Genomic DNA, 24,234 nt, shown 5'->3' on the forward strand with positions numbered 1-24,234 from the left:
CACCTCTCTCTCCGCGCCCGTGAATCGCGTCATTGCGCGTCTGTCTGCCGAACCACCGCGACCTTGCCTGCGGGCACGACGAGCGTACCGCGGGCGGGGTCGCCCGAGATGAGCTCGACACCCGTGGTGGCCAGCGTCGCCTCGGCGGAGGAATGGTTGATCACGAACAGCCAGCTCGCCTCGCCGTTGCTTCGACGAACCACCTCGACGTCGTCCTGAAGCTCGAACGGAGCCGCAAGGCCTGCGTCGTTCGCGATCCAGCCGAGCAGCTCGTCGGTGCCCTCGTCACTGAGACGGGTGGCCACGTAGTAGGCAGCGCCCGTGCCGACGGGATTGCGGGAGATCGCGACAGAACCCGCGACCGGACCGTCAGCAAAGTGCGCGAGCGCCTCCGCGCCATCAGCCGCACCGAGCTCGCTGAAGATGCTGCCGGAGCCGAACGCGTCGAGGGCAATGCTCTCGCCCTCGTGCAGCGGGAAGAACTCCTCGATGCGAACACCGAGCATCTCGCGGAACGCACCGGGGTATCCACCGAGGCGGATGTGGTCATTCTCGTCGACGACGCCGGAGAAGTAGGTGACGAGCACGCGACCACCCGCCTCCGCGAAGGACGCGATGTTCGCCGCCCCGGCATCCGTCATCAGGTACTGCACCGGAACGATGACGAGCTTGTAGCCGCTCAGGTCGTCGGTCGACCGACGGAAGTCCGTGGTGTAGCCTGCACGGTACGCGGCCTCGTACCAGTGGCGCGTCTCTGCGAGGCAGCTCACGTCGACGGACGGATGCGAGTCCAACTCGCTCGCCCAGCGGGCGTCGGTGTCGTGGATGATCGCCACGTCGACCCCGGAGACCCGCGAGTCCGCGATTTCCGCGATCGACTTCAGGATGGACCCGAGCTCCAGAGTCTCGCGCCAGATCTTCGTGTCGGTGCCCGCGTGCGGCAGCAGCGCGGAGTGGAACTTCTCCGCGCCCGCCTTCGCCGCGCGCCACTGGAAGAACAGTGCGGCATCCGCGCCTCGCGCAATGTGCTGCAGGGAATTGCGCACGAGCTCGCCCGGAGCCTTCGCGATGTTGCGCTGCTGCCAGTTGACCGCGGACGTCGAATGCTCCATGAGCAGCCACGGTGCCCCGGCCGCCCAGCCGCGGGTGAGGTCGGCGACCATCGCGAGTTCGCGATGGTGGTTCCTGTCTTCGGCGATCAGGTAGTGGTCGTTGGAGACCACGTCCATCCGCTTCGCCCACTTCCAGTAGTCGATCGGCTGGGAGAGACCCATCTTGAAACCCATGAAGTTGGTGGTGACCGGATGCCCGGAGTGCGCTCGCAGGATCGCCGCCTCCGCCTCGAAGCAGTCCAGCAGCTCGTCGCTCGAGAATCGCGCGAAGTCGAGCTGCTGCGTCGGATTCACGAAGGCACCGGAGCGACGAGGCGGCGTGATCTCCTCGAAGTGGTAGTAGTGCTGCGACCAGAAGGCCGTGCCCCAGGCCTCGTTGAGCACGTCGATGTCGCCATACTTCTTCTTCAGCCAGCGCTGGAAGGCGGCACCGGATGCATCGCAGAAGCAGGGCTGGTTGTGGCAGCCGTACTCGTTGTGCACGTGCCACATCACGACGGCAGGGTGCTTTGCGTAGCGCTCGGCGATTGTCGTCGTGAGCGCGGCGGCGGCCCTGCGGTAGTCGACGCTCGACGCGCAGAACGCCTGGCGGGATCCGTAGCCGAGGCGCACGCCATCTACCGTCACGGGAAGCGACTGCGGATACTTGTGCGAGAACCACGGCGGGGGAGACGCACTCGCGTTGGCCAGGTCGACCCGGATGCCCCCCGCGTGCAGCAGGTCGAGCACCTCGTCGAGCCAGCCGAACTCGTACACGCCTTCCGAGGGCTCGAGCAGCGCCCAGCTGAAGATGCCGAGGCTGACGAGATTGACCCCGGCCTCCTGCATCAGCCGGATGTCCTCGATCCAGACGTCCCTGTCCCACTGTTCCGGGTTGTAGTCGCCGCCGAACCCGAGCGCTGACGCGCCTTCGGCCCCAAGCCGAGAAGTGATGTAGTGCACTGTTTAACCCTTGTTTGCGCCGAGAGTGAGCCCCGCGACGAACTGTCGCTGGAGCACGAGGTAGATGATCAGGGTGGGGATGACCGTGATGATGGCCCCCGCCGCCATGAGGTTGTAGTCCGAAAGGAACTGCCCCTTCAGGTTGTTGAGCCCCGTGGTCAGCGGCAGTCGATCTCCGGTCTGGATGAACAGCAACGGCCAGAAGAAGTCGTTGTAGATCCAGATCACCTCGAGCGTTCCGAGCGCGGCGAATGCTGGCCTGGTGAGCGGCATGATGATGCCGTAGTACTGGCGCCACACGCTCGCACCGTCGACGACCGCCGCTTCGGAGAGCTCCGTCGGCAGCGCCTTCATGTAGTTCGAGAGCACGAAGGTGCAGAACCCGATCTGGAACGCAGTGTCGACCGCGATCACGCTCGTATAGGTATTGAGCAGTGTGCCCGAGTCGCTGATCCAATACGGCAGGTCGACGTGCTTGAACATCTGGAACAGCGGTGCCGCGAGCGACTGCGGTGGCAGGAGATTGCCCGCAGTGAACATGATGAGCAACGTGATGTTGAACCGCCACGAGAACCGACTCACCGCGAAGGCCATCATCGAGGCGAAGAACAGGGTGAGGATCACTGTGGGAATCGTGATGATCGCCGAGTTCATCAGGAGCTTTGAAAAGCCGCCCTGGTTCCAGGCCTGGATGAAGTTGTCGAAGTTGAAGGCACCTCCGAAGCTGAAGTACCCATATTTGTTGGTGTCTGTGCGCGGTCGAAGCGCGGTGAACAGCGCCCAGCCGAGCGGAACCAGCCAGACGACCGACATCACAATCAGGAAGATGTGCGTGCCGAAGTGAGGCCGGGTCTTGGTGGCGCGACCGTGGCCCTTGGGCGATCCGGAAAGGGTGGTCTTCGAGGGCAAGCCCACGGGCGTGATGGCGCTCATCAGTCCTCCTCCTTTTTAAAGGTACGGGCGAGGTAGATGATGATCGGCACGAGCGAGATGACGAGCAGGATCGTCGCGAGCGCAGAGCCGACGCCGATCACCTGGCCCTCTCCCACGAGGTTCTGGATGATCAGGGCGCTGATGAGTTCGAGCCCGTTTCTACCGCCGTTGATGATGTACACGATGTCGAACGCTCGCAGGGACTCGATGAGTGTGATGACGACGATGACGATATTGATGGGCTTCATCACGGGAAAGACGACACGGAAGAAGATCTGTGCCGCGTTCGCACCGTCGATTGCCGCCGCCTCTTTCAGGCTGGGGTCGACTCCCTTGAGTCCTGCCAGGTAGAGGATCATGACATAACCGGCGTGTCGCCAGGTGGCAGCAATCAGGGCAGCCCAGATGTTGATGTTCGGATCGCCGAACCAGTCGACCGCGTTCGGCGTGCCACTCGTTCCGAGCAGATAGTTGAGTAGGCCGTTGTCCCGCGAGTAGAAGAGCTGCCAGATCACACCGACAAGCACGAGCGACAGCATGACCGGCGCGAAGAAGATGCTCTGGTAGATGCGACTGCCGCGGATCTTCTGGTCGAGCAACACGGCAAGCAGGAGGCCGAGAGGCGTGGCGATGAGACCGAGGAAGGCAAGCCACAGGATGTTGTGTTGGATTGCGGGCCAAAAGGGAGGGTATTCACCCAGCACGTAGTTGTAGTTCGTGAGTCCGGCCGCCCGGATGTTGTCGAAGGTGAGACCGTTCCAGCGAACGAACGAGAGCAACACCGACAGCACCATCGGCGCCCAGATGAAGATCAACTGGATCAGAGTGGGGACGGCGACCATGATGCCGAGTACCCAGCGGTCCCGCCGGGACAGGTGCAGACCTCGTCTGCGCCGGCGAGCGGGCCGGGCAGGAAGGGATGCTTCCTGCCCGGACCCGCTCGTCGTCGTGCGTGTAGAAATCGACATAGCTGAACGCTACTGCGCTGCGTACAGCGTCTTTGCCTGAGCTTCCAGGTTCTTGGTGTCGACCGTGCCGTCCTTGATGAAGGACTGAAGCGCCGGAATCATGACGTTGTTTGCCATGGCGGGCAGCGCATCGCGGTCGAAGAACTGGCTGATCGACTTGGCGTCACCGATGATCTGGGCGCACTTCTTGTTCAGCGTGCTGTAGCTCGAGGTATCTGACCCCTTCGCCGTCATCAGGTTCGACTTGTCGACGGAGAAGTAGGCCTCCTGGCCGGCAGGGGTGCCCATGAACGCAAGCATGTCCTTGGCCGCCTGGTTCTGGCCGCCCTTCTTCGACAGCAGCAGGCCGTCGATCGGAGCCTCCACAGCATCCTGACCCTCGACCGCGATCTCGGGGAACGGGAAGAAGTCGATGTCATCGAGCACGGTGGCGTCGGTGAACTGCTGGGTGACGAAGGAACCGAGGAGGTACATACCGGACTTCGAGTTGCCCAGGGTCTGAGCGGCCTCCTGCCAGGTCATTCCGAGCGAGTTCGGGTCCTGGAACGGCAGGAGCTGCTTCCAGTTGTCGAACACGTCCTGGACCTTCTTCTGGTCCCACGACTCCTTGTGCGCACACAGGTCCATGTGGAACTGGTAGCCGTTGGTGCGCATGTTGATGTAGTCGAAGGTGCCCATTGCCGGCCAGCCGTCCTTGTCGCCGAAGGCGATCGGCATGAGGCCGTCGGACTGCATCTGCTTGCAGAGCGCGATGAGATCGTCGAAGGTCTTCGGCGCCGTGTAACCCTTGGCAGCCCACACGCTCTTGCGGTAGAAGAAGCCCCAGGGGTAGTTGTAGTTCGGCACGAAGTACTTCTTGCCATCCGGACCGGTGGATGCCTTTGCGAGACCCTCGGAGAAGTTGCCGCCGATCTTGTCCCAGACGTCGTCGATCGGAGCCAGGAGGCCCTTGCCCGCGTAGTACTGGGTGCGGTAGCCGGCGAACCAGGTGAACGCATCATCCGGGCTGCCCTGCAGGTAGGTGTTGATGTTGTTCTGGAAGTCGTTGTGCGAGACCGTGTTGGTCTTGACCTTGTCTCCGGACTTCTTGGTGAAGGCTGAAGTGAAGGCAGCGTATGCACGCTTCGGCACGTCATCCGATGCCCCTGAGCCGAAGGTCACAGTCTTCGACGCTGCTGCTCCGCCACCCGCACCGGATCCGGTGCATGCCGCGAGCACCGGGATGGCCGCTGTGGCAAGGGCGCCAGCCCCAACCGTCTTGAGTAGAAAGCGACGATCAACGGGCTTCTCCGAGATTCGCGCCAGGGGGCTTGCACTGTCAAATGCCATCATTACTCCTTTGTACGGGCCGTGAACGGGGACACATCTTCACCGCGGGATAGTTACCAATATCGTTCATTTTCGAACGTAGTTTGTCAAGACCTAACATTATTTGCGGTCCGACTCGCGGCCAAATCGTAATAATTGCCGGGCGCTCGCCCAAAAAGTTGATATCTGTGCGGTTTATCACGGCCGTGGCAGCACCGCGTTAAGCCCCGTTAATGCAACAGATCCGGACACGAGCGATGAAAAACGCATCGCCCGTGTCCGAATCAGGTGTCCGGAATCAGTCGCTACTGGCTGCGGCCGCGCCGGACAGTCCTTCCTTGATGGCATCCATCACGGTCGAGTCCGCGAGGGTGGTTACGTCGCCGATCGGGCGTTTCTCTGCGACATCCCTCAGCAAGCGTCGCATGATCTTGCCCGAGCGCGTCTTCGGCAACTCGGCCACGACGAGGATGTTCCTCGGCCGCGCGATGCGCCCGATCACCTTCACGACGTGGTCTCGCAGCTCCTGCACGACCTCCGGCCCGCCGTCGCCTGCTTCACTTCTCAGGATGACGAAGGCAGCGATCGCCTGGTGGGTCGTCTCGTCCGCCGCTCCAACGACCGCGGCTTCGGCAACCTTCGGATGCGACACAAGGGCCGACTCGATCTCCGTCGTGGACAGGCGGTGACCGGAGATGTTCATCACGTCGTCGACCCGCCCGAGGAGCCAGATGTCGCCATCCGTGTCTCGCTTGGCACCATCGCCGGCGAAGTACCTGCCGGGGAACCTGGACCAATACGTGTCGATGTATCGCTGGTCATTGCCCCAGATCGTGCGGAGCATGCTCGGCCACGGCTCGGTCAGCACCAGGTACCCACCTGAGCCATCCGGCACCGAGACACCGGACTCATCCACGATGTCCACCGAGATGCCCGGCAGGGCCTTCATGGCCGCGCCGGGCTTGCCCGCGGTGACGCCGGGAAGCGGGCTGACCATGATCGCGCCGGTCTCCGTCTGCCACCAGGTGTCCACGACCGGCGTGCGATCGTGACCGATGTGATGGCGGTACCAGACGTAGGCCTCCGGGTTGATCGGTTCTCCCACCGAACCCAGTATGCGCAGCGAGGAGAGGTCGTAGCGCGCCGGAATATCGGCGCCCCACTTCATCAGCGTGCGGATGGCCGTGGGCGCGCAGTAGAGAATCGACACCTTGTACTTGTCGATGATCTCCCACCAACGCCCCTGGTGCGGACTGTCGGGCGTGCCCTCGTAGAACACCGACGTCGTCGCGTTCGCCAGCGGCCCGTAGACGATGTAGCTGTGGCCGGTGACCCAGCCGATGTCCGCGGCCGTCCAGTAGACATCCGTCTCCGACTTGAGGTCGAAGACCGCCCACTGGCTGTACGCACACTCGGTGAGATAGCCGCCGGAGGTGTGCAGGATGCCCTTCGGCTTGCCCGTCGTTCCGGACGTGTACATGACATAGAGCGGATGCTCGGCGTCGAAGAACTCGGGCTCGTGCACCGAGCTTGCCTTCTCCACCGTGTCGTGCCACCAGAGATCGCGATCATCGGTCCAGTCGACGTCCTGGCCGGTGCGGCGCACGACGAGCACGGTACGCACATCTGGGCACGACTGCAGTGCCTCGTCGACGATCGACTTGAGCCCCGAGGGCTTGCCCTTGCGGAAGCCGCCGTCGGCGGTAATCACCACCCGCGCATCACAGTCGATGATTCGGCTGCTCAGGGAGTCGGCGGAGAACCCGCCAAAGACCACGGTATGTGGGGCGCCGATGCGCGCGCAGGCGAGCATCGCCACAACCGTCTCCGGAATCATCGGCATGTAGATCGCGACGCGGTCGCCGGTCTTCACTCCGAGGTCGATGAGCGTGTTGGCGGCCTGGCAGACCAGGTCGGTCAACTGGGAGTACGTGATCTCTCTCGTGTCTCCCGGCTCGCCCTCGAAGTAGTAGGCCACCCTGTCACCAAGGCCCGCCTTGACGTGCCGATCGAGGCAGTTGTACGCGACATTGATCTTGCCGCCGACGAACCACTTGGCGAAGGGCGGATTGCTCCAGTCGAGCACCTCATCCCAGTGTGTGCCCCAGTCGAGGCGCTCGGCCTGTGCCGCCCAGAAGGCGAGTCGATCGCGATCGGCGTCGGCATAGGCCTGCGCCGTGACATTGGCGTTCGCTGCCAGGTCGGCGGGTGGCGCGAAGGTACGATCCTCCGCGAGCAGGTTCGAAATGGTCTGGTTGTCGGTTTCGTATTCGTCACTCATAGGGCGTCACGCTCTCGCACCCAGCGGAAGAACAGTCCGCTTGAAGGTGGAATTGATCACGATTCCGAACGAGGCGTACCAGGCGAGCAGCGCGGTGATGATCCCGAGCCAGCCTCCGAGCTTGTTCAGGCCATCGGATCCGGAGTATGCGCCAAAGGCCAGCGCAAAGTAGGTAAGCGTCAGGAACACGAAAACCAGGAAGGTTGCGATGTTCGTGCGCCAGGACGCAAACGTCATATACAGGGTGAAGATGGCCCAGGCCAACAGCCAGGTGCCGAGTCCGACGGCGAGACCGCTGCCCGCCTTGCCGAGATCGGTTGCCGTCTCCAGATACCAGAACGCCATCCAGAACGCGCCGTATGAACAGAACGCTGTCGCTCCGAAGGTGTTCTTCTGGGCGAATTCCCACAGCCCGGCGAGGATCTGTGCGACGCCGCCGTAGAACAGAGCCAGCGAGAACACGACGGGGGTCGCGCCAGCAGAAATGATTCCTGCGTTGGCAAAGCTGAGAACAAACGTGGTCATTGCGAAGGCCGCGAGACCAAGAGCGGCAGGGTTTACAGCAACTGCGGGTGCCGAAGTCAACGGCGGCGAAGGCATTTCTCGAGGGGCGGCCGTTGTGTGCTGGGCCTGGGTTGCCCCTGCAGAACCGGGTGAAGAAACGGGGTTGCTCATTGCATTTACCTCCAGTTCGCGCCGGCGTCTTCGTCGACGATTCTCTGAAAGTACACCCGAAACTCCCTCAGTTATCTGTGAAATTTCTCAGGCGTTTGAGCCGGTTATGCACTGGAAAGCACAGGGAAATAAGCCTATGATCTACGCTCCACAGTCCCGCAATCGCGAGCCCGTCACTCGCGCGGCAATGACGAGCTCAGTTGCCGAATGACGCGTGCTGCGTAATCCAGACGTGCATGGCCACGGCGGCGGCAGCGGAGGCGTTGATGCTGCGGGTGCTGCCGAACTGGCTGATCTCGACCACGGCATCCGCCGCTTCGATCGCCTCGGCGGAAATGCCCGGCCCCTCCTGGCCGAATAACAGCACGCACGCCTTCGGGAACTCGAAGGTCTCGATGATGACGCTGCCGGGCACATTGTCGATGGCGATGATCGGGATGCCCTCGCCGCGCGCCCAGGCCACGAGCTCCGCCACGGTGTCGTGATGCACCACGTGCTGGTATCGGTCGGTCACCATCGCGCCGCGCTTGTTCCACCGCCTGCGACCGACAATGTGCACGGTGTCCGCTGCGAAGGCGTTGGCGCTGCGCACGATCGAGCCGATGTTCATGTCGTGCTGCCAGTTCTCGATGGCGACGTGGAACGGATGCCGATGCTGGTCGATATCAGCAATGATCGCGTCCATGCGCCAGTAGCGGTAGCGGTCTATGACGTTGCGGGAATCCCCGCGCGCAAGCAGTTCAGGATCCCACCAATCGCCCTCCGGCAGATCTCCCCGCCACGGGCCGACGCCGTGCGTCGTCAGTTCGACGGAGGGGTTCTGCTCGTGCGGGGTCACCCATTGAGGTTACCGCCGCAGCCGGGGCTGGATTTCGCGTTACCGGCCACCACTACGATGGCGACATGAGTGATCGCCCGGAGATCGAATGCTGGCTGACCGACATGGATGGCGTGCTCGTGCACGAGAACAAGCCGCTCCCCGGTGCGGCAGCCCTGTTGCAGCAATGGCGGGACGAGGGCAGGCGCTACCTCGTGCTGACCAACAACTCCATCTACACGCCGCGGGACCTGAGCGCGCGGCTGGCGGCATCCGGTCTCGAGGTTCCCGAAGAGGCCATCTGGACCTCCGCGTTGGCCACCGCGGACTTCCTCGCCTCGCAGATTCCCGGCGGCAGCGCCTTCGTGATCGGCGAGGCCGGCACCACCACCGCGCTGCACGAGGCCGGCTTCATCATGACCGACACGAACCCCGACTACGTCGTGGTCGGGGAGACACGCAACTACTCCTTCGAGGCCATCACCACAGCGATCAGGCTGATCGGCGAGGGCGCCCGCTTCATCATCACCAACCCGGATGCCACCGGCCCGAGCGCGGACGGCCCTATGCCGGCAACCGGCGCGGTCGCCGCGCTCATCACCAAGGCCACCGGCAAGGAGCCGTACGTGGTGGGCAAGCCGAACCCGATGATGTTCCGCTCAGCGCTCAACAAGATCGGCGCCCACTCGGAGACCACGGCCATGATCGGCGACCGCATGGACACCGACATCGTCGCAGGCATCGAGGCTGGGCTGCACACCATCCTCGTGCTCACGGGCATCAGCGACCAGGCCGAGATCGAGCGCTACCCGTTCCGCCCAGACGAGGTGCTCAGTGGGGTTGCGGAGCTCGTCGACTGACGGCGCACGTCAGGTCACGACGCGGGTGCGGCCCGCGGCACCGCCACGCTCATGGTGAGCGACTCTCCTGAGGACCGGGTGACGAAACAGTAGTAGCTGTGGTCGCCATCCGCCCACTGCTTCTCGGTCGCGGGATAGCTGGCAGTGAACTGGATGTCGGTGTAGGCGCCTGCCGCCGCGAAATCGATCACGGCGGGGGTGCTGCACAGCAGGTTGATCTGCGCCTGCAGCGCTGGGACTCCCGGATAGCTCGAGCCAGACGGCTCTCCGCCGACGGACGGAGTGGCCGGAGCCTCCGAGTCGGTCGCCGCCGCGGTCGGCTCCGTGAAGACTCCGTGCGCGACCACCTGCGCGGGGTGCGGAGCGGTGCAGTCCACGACCGTGAACGTCTCGGCCCAGGGAGAGTCGAAGGGAGCGATGCACTCGCCGCCGAGAAGGCGATCCCATTTATAGGTACCGGGGGCGAGCGGGCCGACTGCGGCCTTCGTCGGTGTCGGGCTCGGAGTGGGCGACTTCGTCACGGTCGGTGTCGGCGCGGGCGCCGCGGCAGATTGTGGGATCTTGGTGCCGAGGTAGAACAGTGCGATCAGGACAAGGAGCGCCGCCAGCACTCCGGCGATCCACAGCAGGGCCTTCTGCGAGCGCGGAATCGGGAGGCGCTCCGGCTTCGATGCGGCGGCCGCCGGGGTGGTAGGCGTGAGTGGGTTCGGCGGCGCGGCATGCCCCGCGTCGTAGTCACGAAACTGGCTCTCGCCGAACAGGGAGTCGATGGATGACCCTGCCGCGGCATCCGCAGGCACGGTGTCGAAGCCGCTGAGCAGCTCCGTCGCGGGCTCCGCTACCGCGTCGCTCGCCGCGACCGGCGTGAAGAGTTCCGTTCCCGCGCTCTCCCACGGCAGCGCCATGGTGGGAGGCTCGGCCTCGGACGACGGCGGGCCGCCCAGCGAGGCGTCGAACGGCTCGGCCGCAGCCACGGGGGTGAACGGCGGAGGCGAGGCGAGCGGGGGATCCACCGGTGGCGTATGCGGCTCCACCGGCGGCGCAGGTGACTCCGTCGGCTGCGCAGGCGGGGAAGAGACTGGCGACTCTGCGGGCGCTGGCTCCGCCGTGGACGCGCCCCGCGGGGCCAGACCCCAGGAAAAACCGCCGGACGCCGGTGCCGCCGGAGTGGTCGGTGCCGGGGGAGTCGCGGGCTTGGCTGGCACGGCCGGTGCCGCGGACATCCAGCTCGGGGTCGCGTCGGAGGCGCTCCTGTTCGCTGCTGCGTCATCCGGTGCCGCGTCGTCCGGCAGTGGGGCCGCGGGGTTCTCCGCCGCATCCGGATCGGTCGCCTTCGGCTCGTCCGGTTCGTGAGGATCGAACTGGGCGGAGAGCCAGTCGGCTGCATCGTCGCCCTCGCGGTCATCCGTCATGACTGAGTCCCAGGTCGCTGAGGCCGATGGCGGCGTAGTAGGGGTAGCCGGCCGCCTCGATCTTCTCGCGGGCGCCGGTGTCGCGGTCGACCACGACGGCGACCGCCGCGACCTCGGCTCCGACCTTGAGGAGCGCCTCGATGGCGGCGAGCGGAGAACCGCCCGTGGTCGACGTGTCTTCGAGCACGATGACGCGCTTGCCCGCGAGATCCGGGCCCTCGACCTGGCGGCCGCGCCCGTGATCCTTGGGCTCCTTGCGCACGACGAAGGCGTCGTAGTCCAGGCCGCGAGCGGCGCCCTGGTGCAGCACTGCTGCGGCGATCGGGTCTGCGCCCATGGTCATCCCGCCGACGGCGCTCACCTCGGGAACGTCCTTTATCAGGTCGAGCATGACCTGGCCGATGAGCGGAGCGACCCGATGGTCGAGGCTCACCTTGCGCAGGTCGACGTAATACGTCGCCTTCTTACCGCTCGTGAGCGTGAAATCTCCGTGGAACACGGCCTCGGCCGAGATGTGGGCAATGAGTTGCTGTCGCGCATCCGTCACAGCGGAGATTCTACCGGCCTGCGGCTGCAACGCCCCCGCTGGTGCCACCCCCCCATCCCGAATGAAGGCATTCCAGCACGAATGCTGGGAGCTACCCCGAAAGCACGGGAGCAGCATCCGGCGATGCCTTCATTTGGGAGAGACACCGGCAGCCGGACTCGCGGCGGCGCCGGGGTAGCGTTGGGGCATGCGCGTTGCCACCTGGAATGTGAACTCGATCCGCACCCGCGTCGGCCGCGTCGTCGACTGGCTCGTGCGCGAAGACGTGGATGTGCTCGGCATGCAGGAGATCAAGTGCAAGCCGGAGCAATTTCCGCGCGAGGCGTTCGAAGAGGCGGGCTACGAGCTCGAGATCCACGGCCTCAACCAGTGGAACGGCGTCGCCTTCGCCAGCCGCCTGCCGATGACGGATGTCGTCACGAGCTTCGCAGGCATGCCCGGCTTCCTGAAAGGCCAGGAGGGGCCAGACCTGCCGCTCGAAGCCCGCGCGATGGGCGTCACCGTGAACGACGTGCGACTGTGGAGCCTCTACGTTCCGAACGGCCGCGCGCTCGACGACCCGCACTACGCCTACAAACTCGAGTGGCTCGCCGCCCTCCGCGCCGACACCGAGAGTTGGCTCGCCGCGCACCCGCACACCCCGCTCGCGCTCATGGGCGACTGGAACATCGCCCCGCTCGACTCAGACGTCGCGGATCCGACCATCGTGCCGGGCATATCAACCCACGTCTCGCCGCCCGAGCGCTCGGCCTTCGCCGCGTTCGAGCAGGCGGGGCTCGCGGATGTCGTGCGCCCGCTCGTGCCGGAGGGCTTCACCTACTGGGACTACAAGCAGCTTCGCTTCCCGCGCAACGAGGGCATGCGCATCGACTTCATCATGGGCTCGAAGCCGTTCGCCGACCTTGTGACCGCCGCGAGCATCCACCGCAACGAGCGCAAGGGCGATGCCCCGAGCGACCACGTTCCGGTCGTGGTCGAGCTCGACCTCGAGACCGAGGATGACGACGACCGTCCGATGATCTTCTGACGGACTGGAATCCCCACTTTTCCGCGCGTTCCCTGCACAAACCAGCGTCGCCTGGCGCTCTCGCGCAACTATCCGCCGATTCCCACAACCAAAGATCGTGGCCCCGCGACTACCCTTTAAATACCGCTATTTATCCCAGGATCGGAGGTTGAACCATGTCACAGATCACGTCGAACCACTCCTTTGCCGGAGCGCAGGCCATCGTTGGAGAACCCGAGGTTGTCGAAGACATCGCCACCCACCCGTCCTGGCTGGCGCTGAAAGAGGCCGCGAGCGCGCTTCGCCCGTTGGAAACTCAGGACGGCAGCATCCCTGACGCATCGCAGCACGGGGCAGCACGGGGTCACGTCGAGACCATCACGACCGAACTCCTGAATTTCCGAAAGCTGTTCCCGCACGACGCCGAGTACCTCGAGGCATCCGTCGCAGACTTCGAGCGCTGGGCCCACGAGGGCTTCGGCGTGCCGGACTTCTTCGACTCGCTCATGGCCTTCCACCCGGAGCGGAACCGCATCGACGGCCTGCAGCACGTCGTCGTCTTTCCGATGTACACCCAGAACGGCTCGACCGACCGGCTCACCGAGGCCGTGCTGATCGAGGTCATCTGGCCGGAATTCGTGGGCGAGCTGGAGGCCGGCGACTACTCGAACAAGCTGTTCGTACCCATCCGCTTCCTCGACTTCACCGACGGCTACGACACCAACTCCGCGGTGCTGTTCCCCGAGACGGTCGCGATGCGCGAGATCCCCACCTTCACCTGGGGCGCGATCTTCGCCGACCGCGAGGCCGCACGGTTCCGGCGCGTGGTGCGAGCGGCATCCGAGATCACGAAGCTCGACCTACCCGACGACGCGGCGCGCCTGCTGGATGACCAGCACCTCACGGAGGAGACCTTCGTGATGTGGGACCTCATCCACGACCGCACTCACATGCGGGGTGACCTGCCGTTCGATCCGTTCATGATCAAGCAGCGGATGCCGTTCTTCCTCTACTCGCTCGAGGAACTGCGCTGCGACCTCACCGCCTTCCGCGAGTCCGTGCGCATCGAGCGCTCGCTCTCGCTGTTGTCGGACGCGGAGCGCACGCCGATCCAGTCCGTCACGCTCGAGCACGCCAAGCTCGTGCAGTACGCGGTGATCTTCGACCGCATCTTCCGTTTTGCGATCACCGGCAGCCGCGTGCGCAACTACGACGGACTCGGCGGGCAGCTGCTCTTCGCCTGGTTGCACCAGCACGACGTGCTGCACTGGACCGACACGAAGCTCGCGATCGACTGGGCCGAGGTTCCGGATGTCGTGATCAAGCTTTCCGACGCGATCAACGACCTCTACTGGGCCAGCATCGACCGCCCGAAGACGGCACACTGGCTTGCCGCCTACCAGCTGGTGTCGTCCACGCTCACACCGAACCCGGCATCCGCCTGGGCTCGCGGTCTGTCGGACGAGATCCTCGGCGGCGCCCCCAAGGGATACACGGATGCGGTGCTGAACGACGAGTTCCCGCTGTCGATGTTCTACGAGGCGCTCTCGAAGAAGATGAAGACGGTGATCGAGTCAACCGCCGGCATTACGGCGACCTCGCCGGTCGAGTAGCAGCAGGACAACGCTAAAGACGGATGGATTGCGACACGCCGCGCGAATCGGCCAGATTCCGCGGCGTGTCTCCAAATCTCCGTCATTAGCGACAGCGAACGCGGAGCCGACTGACCTTACGGGCGCAGCAGCACCTTGGTGGCACGGCGCTCGTCCATTGCCGCATAAGCCGATGCCACATCCTCCATCGGCAGCTCGAGGTCGAAGACGCGGCCCGGGTTGAGGTCGCCAGACCACACCTCGGGCAACAGCTCCTCGATGTAGTTGCGCACGGGGGCGACGCCGCCGTTCACGCCGACGTTGCGACCGAACAGTGGGCGCACCGGCAACTCGGAGCCGCCGTTCGGCGAGCCAACGTAGCCGACCATGCCGCCCGGGCGCGCGGAGCGGATTGCCTGGTCCATCGACTCCTTGGTGCCAACGCACTCGAGCACGCAGTCCGCGCCGATGCCGTCGAACAGCTCGCGAATGCGGGTGACGCCCTCGTCTCCACGCTCCTCGACGATGTCGGTCGCACCGAACTCGCGGGCGATCGCCTGACGGTCCGCGTGCCGCGACATGGCGACGATCCTGGATGCCCCGAGCCGCCGCGAGGCGAGCACGGCACACAGCCCCACGGCTCCGTCGCCCACCACAACTACGGTGCTGCCTGAAGTCACGCCGGCCGAGACCGCCGCGTGGTGGCCTGTGCCCATGACATCGGCGAGGGTGAGCAGGCTCGGGACGAGCGAGTGGTCCGGATGCGACGGGGTCGCGAAGAGGGAACCGTCAGCGTGGGGAACCCGCACGAGCTCTCCCTGGGCGCCGTCCGCGAAGTGGCCACTGCGGTCATCCGCACCCCACCATCCACCGTTCAGGCACGAGGTACTGACGCCGTTGAGACAGTTGACGCAGGTCATGTCGCAGTCGTAGAACGGAGCGATCACGAAGTCGCCCACGGTGATGCGCTCGACGTCGTCGCCGACCGCTTCGACGACACCGATGAATTCGTGGCCGATGCGATGGGGTTGGTCGGTGGGAACCGCGCCGCGGTAGGGCCACAGGTCCGAGCCGCAGACGCAGGCCGCAACGACGCGGACGATGGCGTCGCCTCCCGTGCTGAGCACCGGGTCCGGTACCTCATCGAAGCGGATGTCACGGATTCCGTGGATAACTGTTGCGCGCATCTGCTCAGCTTAAGCGTCAACGCGCCAGGTACGATCCCAACTCGAACTCAAGGGCGGCCTTGGGCTTCGCTCCCACGATGGTGCGCACGACCGCACCGTCGACGAACACCTTGAGCGTCGGAACGGCGAGAATGCGATGCTCTGCTGCCGTGCGCGGGCTCAGGTCCGAGTTGATCTTGACCACCGCGAGGGTGTCGGGATGCTCGGCGGCCAACTCCTCGAGAACCGGTCCGATCGCGCGGCACGGCGGGCACCATTCCGCCCAGAAGTACGCCACGACGGCCCGGGTGTCATCCAGCGCGTCGGCAAAGGTGTCGTCGTCGGCGTGAATCACGGCTCCGGTGTGGGTGTGTGTGGCTGACATCATCTCTCCTCGGGCAGTTCGGTGAATTCGCACAGCGGGGTGACGCCGCGACTTTCCGCAGCGCGGAGCAGTGCGTTCAGCGCGTCGCGACGCACCGTGAGTTCATCGATCCTGTCGGTGACCTCGGAGATCGCGCGTCGGTATGCGGCGAGCGAATCAGCGCAGTCGTCGACCCGCTCATTGCCCGCGGAAAGGCAATCGAGAAACGGACGCGTCTCGCCGAGGCGGATGCCCAGGGTACCGAGCACACGCGCCTCCGACACCAGCCGCACGGCATTCTCGTCGTAGTCGCGATAGCCGTTCGGCAAGCGCGATGACGAGATGATGCCTCGCGACTCGTAGTGCCGTACTGTTTTCGTCGACACTCCCGCGCGGGCCGCAACCTCACCAATTCGCATCGGATCACCTCCCTGACGGCAACGCTAAACCTTGCCCCCTGGGTCAAGGTCAAGCGTTGCCGGACAGCCTCTCCATCATCTTCGACGGGTCCGGGAGCGGCGTGAAACCGTATTGTGCATACAGGCCGTGCGCGTCGCCGGTCGCGAGCAGAGTGCGCTTCAGGCCGAGCGGTTCGAGATCCGCGATCACTCCGGCGATGAGCACCTTCCCGATGCCCCGGCCGCGAGCCTCGGGTGCAACGAAGACATCGCACAGCCAGGCGAATGTCACTCCGTCGGTGACGACGCGCGCGTAGGCCAGCTGCTCACCTGAGTCGTCGTCGTACACGCCATAGTTTCGGGATGCGTCTATGGCCGCATCCTGGGTCGAGCGCTCGCGACCGCCCGCCCAGTACGACTCCTCGCTGAGCCAGCGGTGAACTCGCTCGCGATCGATCTTCGCGGCGTCACGGGAGAAAGAGAACCGGGCTGCCATGTTCCAACGATAATAGGGTGTCATGCCGGAGACCCGTCCGGCCTCTCTAAGCTGACGACACAATGCCACGCAGATTGAAGAGGAGGAGCACGATGATCAGGGAACACGCGATCCTGCCCGTTCGACCTGGCGTCGAGGACGAATTCGAGCGCGCATTCTCGACTGCGCGGGCGCTCATCAATCGACAGCCCGGCTTTCGGAGCCTGTCGCTCTCGCGCTCGATCGAATCTCCCAACCTGTATCTCCTGCTCGTTGAGTGGGAATCGGTCGAAGCGCACACCGAGGGATTCCGCACCTCACCCGAGTACGAGGAATGGAAGACACTCTTGCACCACTTCTACGAGCCGTTCCCCTTGGTCGAGCATTTCGCCGAGGCCCCCCTATAGAAGAGGTCAGCCATCCGAGCAGGAATCGAGAAGTATTGCGGTGCGATCGCGCCTAGCCTTTTCTTCGAGGGCGACACCGCGCCCGGCGAGGTGAAGGAGAACATCCGTGTCGATGGGAAATGCCGCAGGCGGCTTCAGTGCGGAGGAACGAGCGGCGATGAAAGCGCGCGCCGCAGAACTGCGCGCGGAGGGTAAAAAGGGTGCCAAGCAGGCGGATGGATTGCAGGCGCTTCTCGAGGCCATCGAGAAGATGAATCCGGATGACCGGGTCCTGGCCGAACACGTGCACCTGACGGTCACGGCAAACGCCCCAGAGCTCCTGCCGAAGACCTGGTACGGGATGCCCGCCTACACGAATGAGGACGGCAAGGTCATCGTCGCATTCAAGAACGCAGGTAAGTTCAGCCTGCGGTACTCCACCCTGGAGTTCCAGGATGCCGCCCACCTCGACAGCGGCAAGATCTGGCCGGTGTCGTTCGCACTGAACGAGTGGAGCCCTGAGGCGGAGAAGCAGATCGCAGAACTCATGAAGGCCGCGGTCTCCTGAGTCGCGCATCCGGTCGGATGCGAGAGAATTGGGTGTGACCGACTTCGAGCGCCTCCATGACATCACCTACCGCGGTTTCGCGAGCGACAACTACGCGGGTGCGCACCCCGCGGTGCTCGAGGCGATAGCGGCGGCGAACGGCGGGCACCAGATCGCGTACGGCGAAGACGTCTACACGGCGAAGCTGCAGGAGATCATGAAGCGGCACTTCGGCGAGCGGGCCGAGGCGTTCCCCGTGTTCAACGGCACGGGAGCAAACGTGCTGAGCCTGCAGTCGATCCTTCCGCGCTGGGGTGCCGTGATCTGCAGCGCCACCGCCCACATCCACACGGATGAGAACGCGGCCCCCGAGCGCGTGGCCGGCCTCAAGCTCCTCACGGTGCAGACCCCCGACGGCAAGCTCACCCCGGAGCTCATCGACACCGAGGCCTGGGGCTGGGGCGACGAGCACCGCGCCCAGCCGCTCGCGGTGAGCATCACGCAGACCACCGAACTCGGCACCGCGTACAGCGTCGACGAGGTCAAGGCGATCGCCGATCACGTGCACTCGAAGGGCATGACGCTGCACATGGACGGCTCGCGGCTCGCCAACGCGGCGGCAAGCCTGCACGCCGATCTTCGCGACTTCACGACGGATGCCGGGGTCGACATCCTGAGCTTCGGCGGTACCAAGAACGGCCTGCTCTACGGCGAAGCGGTCGTCGTGCTGAATCCCGAGGCATCCGCGGGACTGCACTTCCTGCGCAAGCTCAACATGCAGCTCGCGAGCAAGATGCGTTTCGTGAGCGCACAGCTGATCGCCCTGCTTGACGGCACACTGTGGATCGACTCGGCCGGGCACGCGAACGACATGGCTGCCCACCTCCGCCGCTCCCTCGAGCACGGCATCGAGACGGGAGCCATCACGGGCCTCACATTCACGCAGAAGACGCAGGCGAACGCCGTGTTCGCGATCCTGCCCACGGATGCCGCGAACCGCGTCCGAGAGCAGTTCCGCTTCTACGACTGGAACGCCGCAGCCGGCGAGGTGCGCTGGATGTGCGCCTTCGACACGACCGAGGCCGACGTCGACGCCTTCGTTGCTGCGATCACACGCGAGCTCGCCGCGTAACGCGCTACCTTCGGGAGCGCCAGCACTAGCGCTGCGCGAGCGCCCTCGTGATGGCGTCGCCGATTGCGGGCTTCAGCGTGAGCGTCCAGGTGACCGTGAGGTGATCCTGGTCACGGTAGACATTCGCGCCGCCGACCACGCTGAAGCACTTCGTGGCATCACAGTATTTGTCGGTGAAATCGAGCAGGATCGCGCCGGCAGACTCGGCGGCTGCTTCGATCGGATCGACCTTCTTCAGCACATCCGCCCGGCGCTCTGTGCACTCCGCGGGTGATCTCAGCCGAAGGCACTTGTTTGGGTCAACGGCAAAGTCTGGGTTGTCGACGAGGGTGACGATCGGCGCGCCCTTCGCCTCCTTCCAGGCCGCGATGTATCCCTGCGACACCTCTGCGGCGGTCGAGTTCGGATACGGTGTGTCCGCGAGTGAGCCGACGAAGATGGCGTCGTACTTCGGCTGTTTCTCGAGCTCGGACTTGAAGTTCTTCTTCCACTGGGCACACGAGTTCGTGAACGCGACACTCGGGCCGCCGGCGAAGGCAGTGTTCCAGGGGCACGCTCCCTTGAGATACGTCGTCAGCGACCAGCCGTTCTCGTCCGCGAGCGCGATCATGACGTTGAGGTACTGATAGGCGTGACTGTCGCCGACGAGGGCGACGCGCGGGGCATCTGCCTTCTTCGAACCGAAGTGGCAGGCCTTCACATCCGACTCGTTGAGCTGCACGAAGCAGTCGACATGACCAGGCTCGTCCGCGTTGCCGAAACCGGGGCTCGGGATGACCTTGCCATTCAAATCGGGATTCTGACAGTCGGGGGAGGCGAGGGCCCCGAAACAGGCCGGTGGATTCGCGTTGATGTGCTGCAGCTCGCTGGCCGCAGCCTGGTACTTGGGATTGTTGATCGCGAACGCGGACACGACGAAGATGCTCGACACGGCCATGAGCGCGACCATGAAGACGTAGCTCGCCCGCGGTCTGCGCCTGGTGAGAAAGTTCCAGTTCCTCGTCGGGTCTTCGATGAACTTCTTGGTCAGCCATCCGAGCACGAAGGAGACGATGAACAGCACAACACGGTTCCACCCCTCCAGCCCCCAGCCCGGTACGAACGGCGCGATGATGATGAGCGGCCAGTGCCAGAGATACACGGAGTACGAGATGTCCCCGATGAAACGCTGCGGGCGACCGCCGAGCACGCTGCCGATGTCCCACCAGTTCTTGGCACGATCCGAGGCGATGATAGCCGCGGCACCGAGCACCGGGAGGATCGCCGTGTAGCCGGGGAACGGCGTCTGCGCGTTGTACTTGTACGCCGTGATGAGGATGACGAGCACGCCGCCATAGCCGAGAATATTCGGCCACCATGCACCTCGAGGCCGCCACTTGGGCAGGAGAGCGAGCACTGCACCCGCGCCGAACTCCCACACTCTGGTGTAGGTGACGAAGAAGGCCTCGGCCGGATTGGTGTGGGTGTACAGCACAGAGACGATGAGCGAGAGGATGCTTGCGACCACGACGAGGCCGACCATCGGCAGCCAGCGACGACGGTTGAAGAACCGCACGCCGAGCCAGGTGGCGGCGAGGAGCAGCAGCGGCCAGAACACGTAGAACTGCTCTTCGAGCGAGAGCGACCAGTAGTGCTGCACCATGCTCGCGTCGTGCGAGGCGAGGTAGTCGACCGAGCCGAGCGCGAGCGACCAGTTCTCGAAGTAGAAGGTGCTGGCGAGGATCTCCTTGAGCGAGTCGACCAGGCCCGAGAGCGGCAGGACGAACAGGGTTGCGAGCGTGCAGAACACGAGCACGGTGATGGATGCCGGCAGCAGTCTGCGCACACGTTTCGCCCAGAAGGACGGCAGTCCGATCCGCCCCGTGCGCTCGAGTTCACGAGCGAGCTGTCCGGTGATGAGGTAGCCGGAGATGACGAAGAAGATGTCGACGCCGATGTAGCCGCCGGAGAGTCGGCCCGGCCAGAAATGGTAGAGCACCACGAGGATGACAGCGATCGCCCGCAGCCCCTGGATGTGCGGTTGAAAATGAGATGCCCTGACCGGACGTTTGCGGGTGGTGGGCTCAGTCATCGAGTGTCAGAGTAGCAGCGCCAGCATGGCATGAAGCCGAGGACGTGGCACCCCAATAGGCTGAACTCATGCGATTCGGAATGTTTATACCCCAGGGCTGGCGGCACGATCTGGTCGATATCGACCCCTCGAAACACTGGGAGGCGATGAACAGTCTCGCGGCACACGCCGACGCCGGGCCATGGGACTCCGTCTGGGTCTATGACCACTTCCACACGGTGCCCGTGCCCTCCGACCAGGCGACCCACGAGGCGTGGAGTCTCATGTCTGCATTCGCGGCGACGACGAATCGCGTGCTCCTCGGCCAGATGTGCAGCTGCATGAGCTACCGCAATCCGGCTTACCTCGCGAAGGTTGCCACGACCGTCGACATCATCTCCGGAGGTCGTGCCCAGATGGGCATCGGCGGCGGCTGGTACGAGCACGAATGGCGCGCCTATGGCTACGGATTTCCGGGTGCGGGCGAACGACTCGGGCGGCTGGACGAGGGCGTGCAGATCATGAAGCAGGCGTGGGAGACCGGCACCGCCACCCTGAACGGCAAGCACTACCAGGTGGATGGCGCACTCTTCTACCCGAAGCCCCTGCAGCCGGCGGGCATCCCGCTCTGGATCGCCGGCGGCGGCGAGAAGGTCACCCTGCGCATCGCCGCGCAGTACGCGCAATATACGAACTTCGCCGGAAGCCCCGACGAGTTCAGCCACAAGAGCGAGGTGCTCCGCGGCCACACGGATGCGATCGGTCGCGACTTCAACGACATCACCCGCAGTGCGAACTACAACGTCGTCATCGCCGACACGGATGCCGAGGTGCAGGAGCGCCTGGATGCCATCGAGGCGCGAGTGCTGCCGTACCTCGGCAAGGAGAAGGCGGCGTCCTTCATCGCCGAGTACCACGGCGAGAACGCGCTGGCCGTCGGCACCCCGGAGCAGATCATTGCGCGCCTGAAGGACATGAAGGAGCGCGGTGTCGGCTACTTCATCCACTACTTCCCGGAGGCGGCGTATGACCGCTCAGGCATGGAGCTCTTCGAGCGCGAGGTCATCCCCGCCCTGCAATAGTGGCGGTTGAGTAACGAGGGACGAGCGTATCGAAACCCAGGAACGCGCACGAGGTTTCGATACGGCCGCGGACGGCCTACTCAACCCACCGGAAACGCGGGCCTCTGGTCGAGGTGGATGCCCGCCAGCATGCAGCGCACGGAGCCGCCGGCCAGTTCGATGGTCGGCACCGACAGCGGCACGATGGTGCAACTCCGCTCGATGACCGCCACCTGGGACTCATCGAGACTCTCGAGTCCCCGGGTTGAGATGGCGAGGATGCGCCCGTCCCGCCCCTGCAGTTCCATCGCGTTCCCGGCGAAGTTCGCCACCTGTGCCGGAGTAAGGTCGATGACCGGCCTGCCGTCGCCGGACAGCCGATCGACGATCTCGCCGCGCCTGCGCTCGTCGACGACTGTGGCGAGCCCGATCATCGCGAAGTCGGTGGCGATGCCCATCAGGACGTTCGTGTGGTAGATCGGCGTGCCCACGGCATCCGTCGCGTCGAAGGCCATCGGCTCGTAGCCGAAGTTCGTGCAGAAGCGTTCGAGCGCCACCGGGTTCGCCCGGTTGGAGCGCGCTGTGTAGGCCACTCTGCTGGCGTGGTCGAGCACCATCGCGCCGGTGCCCTCGAGGAATACGCCGTCGTATTCGAGCCCGGAGTAGTCCACGACATCCTGCACCCGGTACTGCCGTTTGAGCAGCTCGATGATGTCTGCCCGCCGTTCCCCGCGGCGGCTCGGCGAGTGCATCGGATAGATCGCGATATGGCCGCCGGAGTGCGTGGAGAACCAGTTGTTGGGAAAGACGCTGTCGGGGTGGTCGGCCGACTCATCCTCGAACAGGTGCACCGTCACACCGAGCTCGCTGAGCCGTTCGGCCGCCACCGTCACCTCGTCGTGGGCCAGCGCCGCGAGCTCACTTCGGTCGCGATCGCCCGCAGACGACTGGAAGGTGTTGTCGGCCTCGGTCGCGGGATTGGGGAAGAAGTGGTGTGGCCTGACGAGCACAACGGCCCGCGGAGCTTGCGTGGACATGCGCACGACTTTCGGTCAGGGCTCAGGCGGGCACAGGCGCGTTGCTGTCTTCGAGCAGACCGAACAGGTTCTTCGGATCGTCGGGGTCAGCAATGAGGTCAATGTCGGTGAAGAAGGTGGTGCCCTGCACACTGTCGCGCAGGAACCGCAGCACGGAGAAGTCCTCGATAGCGAAGCCCACGGAGTCGAACACCGTGACCTGCTCGTCACTCTCGCGCCCCGTCCTGGCTCCGGCGACGACCTCCCACAACTCCGTGACCGGGAAGTCGGCGGGGAGCTTCTGGATCTCGCCCTCAATGCGGGTCTGCTCCGGGAACTCGACGAAGACATCCGCTCGCTTCAGGATCTCGACGTCGAGCTCGGTCTTGCCGGGGCAGTCGCCGCCGATGGCGTTGAGGTGCACGCCCGGGACGATCATGTCGTTGCTCAGGACGGTGGCGTTGACCTTGTCTGCCGTGCAGGTCGTGATGATGTCAGCGGTGTTCACCGCGTCCGCCGCGTCGTGCGCGATGTAGACATCGAAGCCCAGGGGCGCGAGGTTGCGCACGAGCTTGGCCACGGCATCCGGATCGGTGTCGAACACGCGCAGGCTCTGAATGCCGAGGGCGTCGCGGAAGGCGAGCGCCTGGAACTCGGACTGGCTCCCAGCGCCGATCATGGCCATGACCTTCGAGTCCTTGCGGGCGAGGTGGGACGCGGCCATCGCCGAGGTCGCCGCCGTGCGCAACGCCGTGAGCACCGTCATCTCCGCGACGAGCAGCGGGTAGCCGGTGGCGACATCCGCCAGCACGCCGAACGCGGTCACGGTCTGCAGGCCCTTGGCGGGGTTCGACGGATGCCCGTTGACGTACTTGAATCCGTAGAGCTCACCGTTGCTCGTCGGCATGAGTTCGATCACGCCGACGGCCGAGTGGCTCGCGACGCGGGGCGCCGCCTCGAAGCTCGGCCAGTTTCGATAGTCGTCTTCGACGTACCCGCGCAGTTCGCCCAGAATCGTCTGGATCCCGCGCGCCTTGACCCAACGAACGACATTGCTCACACCGACGAACTGCACCATGGAAACGCCTCTACTTTCACTCCAATCAACGATATGACTGTGCGAAGTGCAACGACAATGCGCGAGATCGACGCGATTATCGCCAAAGTTGCACATTACGCGCATGCA

23 protein-coding genes are annotated in these 24,234 nt (G+C 64.7%); 7 read left to right on the top strand and 16 right to left on the bottom strand.

Translation table 11 applies throughout. The features are described from left to right. Positions 1-29: 29 nt before the first annotated feature. From ABUA28_RS08580 to ABUA28_RS08610, 7 genes are all read right to left on the bottom strand, one after another. Positions 30-2,054 (bottom strand): beta-galactosidase, encoded by a 2,025-nt coding sequence (locus tag ABUA28_RS08580; protein WP_349903629.1) that lies wholly within the window; start codon positions 2,052-2,054, stop codon positions 30-32. Between the two features lie 3 nt (positions 2,055-2,057). Continuing rightward, positions 2,058-2,987 carry a carbohydrate ABC transporter permease gene (locus ABUA28_RS08585; protein WP_349903630.1) on the bottom strand — a complete coding sequence of 310 codons (930 nt, stop codon included), beginning with the start codon at positions 2,985-2,987 and terminating at the stop codon, positions 2,058-2,060. Then, a complete protein-coding gene (locus ABUA28_RS08590) occupies positions 2,987-3,955 on the bottom strand; it encodes a carbohydrate ABC transporter permease (RefSeq protein WP_349903631.1) in 969 nt (322 codons plus the stop codon). Before ABUA28_RS08590 ends, ABUA28_RS08585 begins: the two co-directional genes overlap by 1 nt. 9 nt (positions 3,956-3,964) lie before the next feature. Then, positions 3,965-5,284, bottom strand: a complete 1,320-nt coding sequence (locus ABUA28_RS08595) for an ABC transporter substrate-binding protein (protein WP_349903632.1) — start codon at positions 5,282-5,284, stop codon at positions 3,965-3,967. Between the two features lie 277 nt (positions 5,285-5,561). Then, positions 5,562-7,544 carry an acetate--CoA ligase gene (gene acs, locus ABUA28_RS08600; protein ID WP_349903633.1) on the bottom strand — a complete coding sequence of 661 codons (1,983 nt, stop codon included), beginning with the start codon at positions 7,542-7,544 and terminating at the stop codon, positions 5,562-5,564. A gap of 6 nt (positions 7,545-7,550) precedes the next feature. Further along, positions 7,551-8,219, bottom strand: a complete 669-nt coding sequence (locus ABUA28_RS08605; protein ID WP_349903634.1) for an acetate uptake transporter — start codon at positions 8,217-8,219, stop codon at positions 7,551-7,553. Positions 8,220-8,415: 196 nt separating this feature from the next. Next, entirely contained in the window at positions 8,416-9,057 is a 642-nt protein-coding gene (locus ABUA28_RS08610) for a TrmH family RNA methyltransferase (protein ID WP_349903635.1), read from the bottom strand. 65 nt (positions 9,058-9,122) lie between these two features. Between ABUA28_RS08610 and ABUA28_RS08615 the strand changes: the two genes are divergently transcribed. Continuing rightward, positions 9,123-9,896: an HAD-IIA family hydrolase gene (locus ABUA28_RS08615; RefSeq protein WP_349903636.1), complete on the top strand. Its 774-nt coding sequence runs from the start codon at positions 9,123-9,125 to the stop codon at positions 9,894-9,896. A gap of 14 nt (positions 9,897-9,910) precedes the next feature. Here the strand turns inward: ABUA28_RS08615 and ABUA28_RS08620 are convergent, their stop codons facing one another. Continuing rightward, positions 9,911-11,308 (bottom strand): hypothetical protein, encoded by a 1,398-nt coding sequence (locus ABUA28_RS08620; RefSeq protein WP_349903637.1) that lies wholly within the window; start codon positions 11,306-11,308, stop codon positions 9,911-9,913. Further along, a complete protein-coding gene (gene pyrE / locus ABUA28_RS08625; protein ID WP_349903638.1) occupies positions 11,298-11,855 on the bottom strand; it encodes an orotate phosphoribosyltransferase in 558 nt (185 codons plus the stop codon). Before pyrE ends, ABUA28_RS08620 begins: the two co-directional genes overlap by 11 nt. A 187-nt stretch (positions 11,856-12,042) precedes the next feature. Between pyrE and ABUA28_RS08630 the strand changes: the two genes are divergently transcribed. Together ABUA28_RS08630 and ABUA28_RS08635 are read left to right on the top strand one after the other, a co-directional pair. Further along, positions 12,043-12,882: an exodeoxyribonuclease III gene (locus tag ABUA28_RS08630; RefSeq protein ID WP_349903639.1), complete on the top strand. Its 840-nt coding sequence runs from the start codon at positions 12,043-12,045 to the stop codon at positions 12,880-12,882. A gap of 155 nt (positions 12,883-13,037) precedes the next feature. Next, complete coding sequence (locus tag ABUA28_RS08635) at positions 13,038-14,474, top strand: DUF6421 family protein (protein WP_349903640.1); 1,437 nt, start codon at positions 13,038-13,040, stop codon at positions 14,472-14,474. Positions 14,475-14,590: 116 nt separating this feature from the next. Here ABUA28_RS08635 and ABUA28_RS08640 read toward each other — a convergent pair whose 3' ends face one another. Genes ABUA28_RS08640 through ABUA28_RS08655 form a run of 4 tightly spaced genes read right to left on the bottom strand, consistent with a single transcriptional unit; the run spans position 14,591 to position 16,877 of the window. Then, positions 14,591-15,640, bottom strand: coding sequence for a zinc-dependent alcohol dehydrogenase family protein (locus tag ABUA28_RS08640; RefSeq protein ID WP_349903641.1), 1,050 nt, complete (start codon positions 15,638-15,640; stop codon positions 14,591-14,593). A 16-nt stretch (positions 15,641-15,656) separates the two neighbouring features. Beyond that, on the bottom strand, positions 15,657-16,004 hold the full coding sequence (locus ABUA28_RS08645; RefSeq protein ID WP_349903642.1) for a thioredoxin family protein: 348 nt from the start codon (positions 16,002-16,004) through the stop codon (positions 15,657-15,659). Next, the gene (locus ABUA28_RS08650; protein ID WP_349903643.1) at positions 16,004-16,402 is read right to left on the bottom strand and encodes a MerR family DNA-binding transcriptional regulator; all 399 of its coding nucleotides are present in this window, start codon (positions 16,400-16,402) and stop codon (positions 16,004-16,006) included. Before ABUA28_RS08650 ends, ABUA28_RS08645 begins: the two co-directional genes overlap by 1 nt. Positions 16,403-16,451: 49 nt before the next feature. Continuing rightward, positions 16,452-16,877: a GNAT family N-acetyltransferase gene (locus ABUA28_RS08655; protein WP_349903644.1), complete on the bottom strand. Its 426-nt coding sequence runs from the start codon at positions 16,875-16,877 to the stop codon at positions 16,452-16,454. 92 nt (positions 16,878-16,969) lie between these two features. Here ABUA28_RS08655 and ABUA28_RS08660 point away from each other — a divergent pair, with 92 nt between their 5' ends. The 3 genes from ABUA28_RS08660 to ABUA28_RS08670 all read left to right on the top strand — a co-directional run bounded on the left by ABUA28_RS08660 (position 16,970) and on the right by ABUA28_RS08670 (position 18,921). After that, complete coding sequence (locus ABUA28_RS08660) at positions 16,970-17,263, top strand: antibiotic biosynthesis monooxygenase family protein (RefSeq protein ID WP_349903645.1); 294 nt, start codon at positions 16,970-16,972, stop codon at positions 17,261-17,263. 112 nt (positions 17,264-17,375) lie between these two features. Then, entirely contained in the window at positions 17,376-17,810 is a 435-nt protein-coding gene (locus tag ABUA28_RS08665; protein WP_349903812.1) for an iron chaperone, read from the top strand. A 34-nt stretch (positions 17,811-17,844) separates the two neighbouring features. Further along, positions 17,845-18,921 (top strand): threonine aldolase family protein, encoded by a 1,077-nt coding sequence (locus tag ABUA28_RS08670; protein ID WP_349903646.1) that lies wholly within the window; start codon positions 17,845-17,847, stop codon positions 18,919-18,921. Between the two features lie 25 nt (positions 18,922-18,946). On the opposite strand, the gene ABUA28_RS08675 is transcribed toward ABUA28_RS08670, so the two are convergent. Then, a complete protein-coding gene (locus tag ABUA28_RS08675; RefSeq protein ID WP_349903647.1) occupies positions 18,947-20,992 on the bottom strand; it encodes an acyltransferase family protein in 2,046 nt (681 codons plus the stop codon). A 68-nt stretch (positions 20,993-21,060) separates the two neighbouring features. Here ABUA28_RS08675 and ABUA28_RS08680 point away from each other — a divergent pair, with 68 nt between their 5' ends. After that, entirely contained in the window at positions 21,061-22,053 is a 993-nt protein-coding gene (locus ABUA28_RS08680; protein WP_349903648.1) for an LLM class F420-dependent oxidoreductase, read from the top strand. Positions 22,054-22,133: 80 nt separating this feature from the next. Here ABUA28_RS08680 and ctlX read toward each other — a convergent pair whose 3' ends face one another. Both ctlX and ABUA28_RS08690 read right to left on the bottom strand, forming a co-directional pair. Then, positions 22,134-23,069, bottom strand: a complete 936-nt coding sequence (gene ctlX / locus ABUA28_RS08685; protein ID WP_349903649.1) for a citrulline utilization hydrolase CtlX — start codon at positions 23,067-23,069, stop codon at positions 22,134-22,136. Between the two features lie 22 nt (positions 23,070-23,091). Further along, positions 23,092-24,126 carry an ornithine cyclodeaminase gene (locus ABUA28_RS08690; protein WP_349903650.1) on the bottom strand — a complete coding sequence of 345 codons (1,035 nt, stop codon included), beginning with the start codon at positions 24,124-24,126 and terminating at the stop codon, positions 23,092-23,094. Between the last annotated feature and the right edge of the window lie 108 nt (positions 24,127-24,234).

It is taken from the genome of Parafrigoribacterium humi, from assembly GCF_040227205.1.
Lineage (GTDB): Bacteria > Actinomycetota > Actinomycetes > Actinomycetales > Microbacteriaceae > Parafrigoribacterium_A > Parafrigoribacterium_A humi.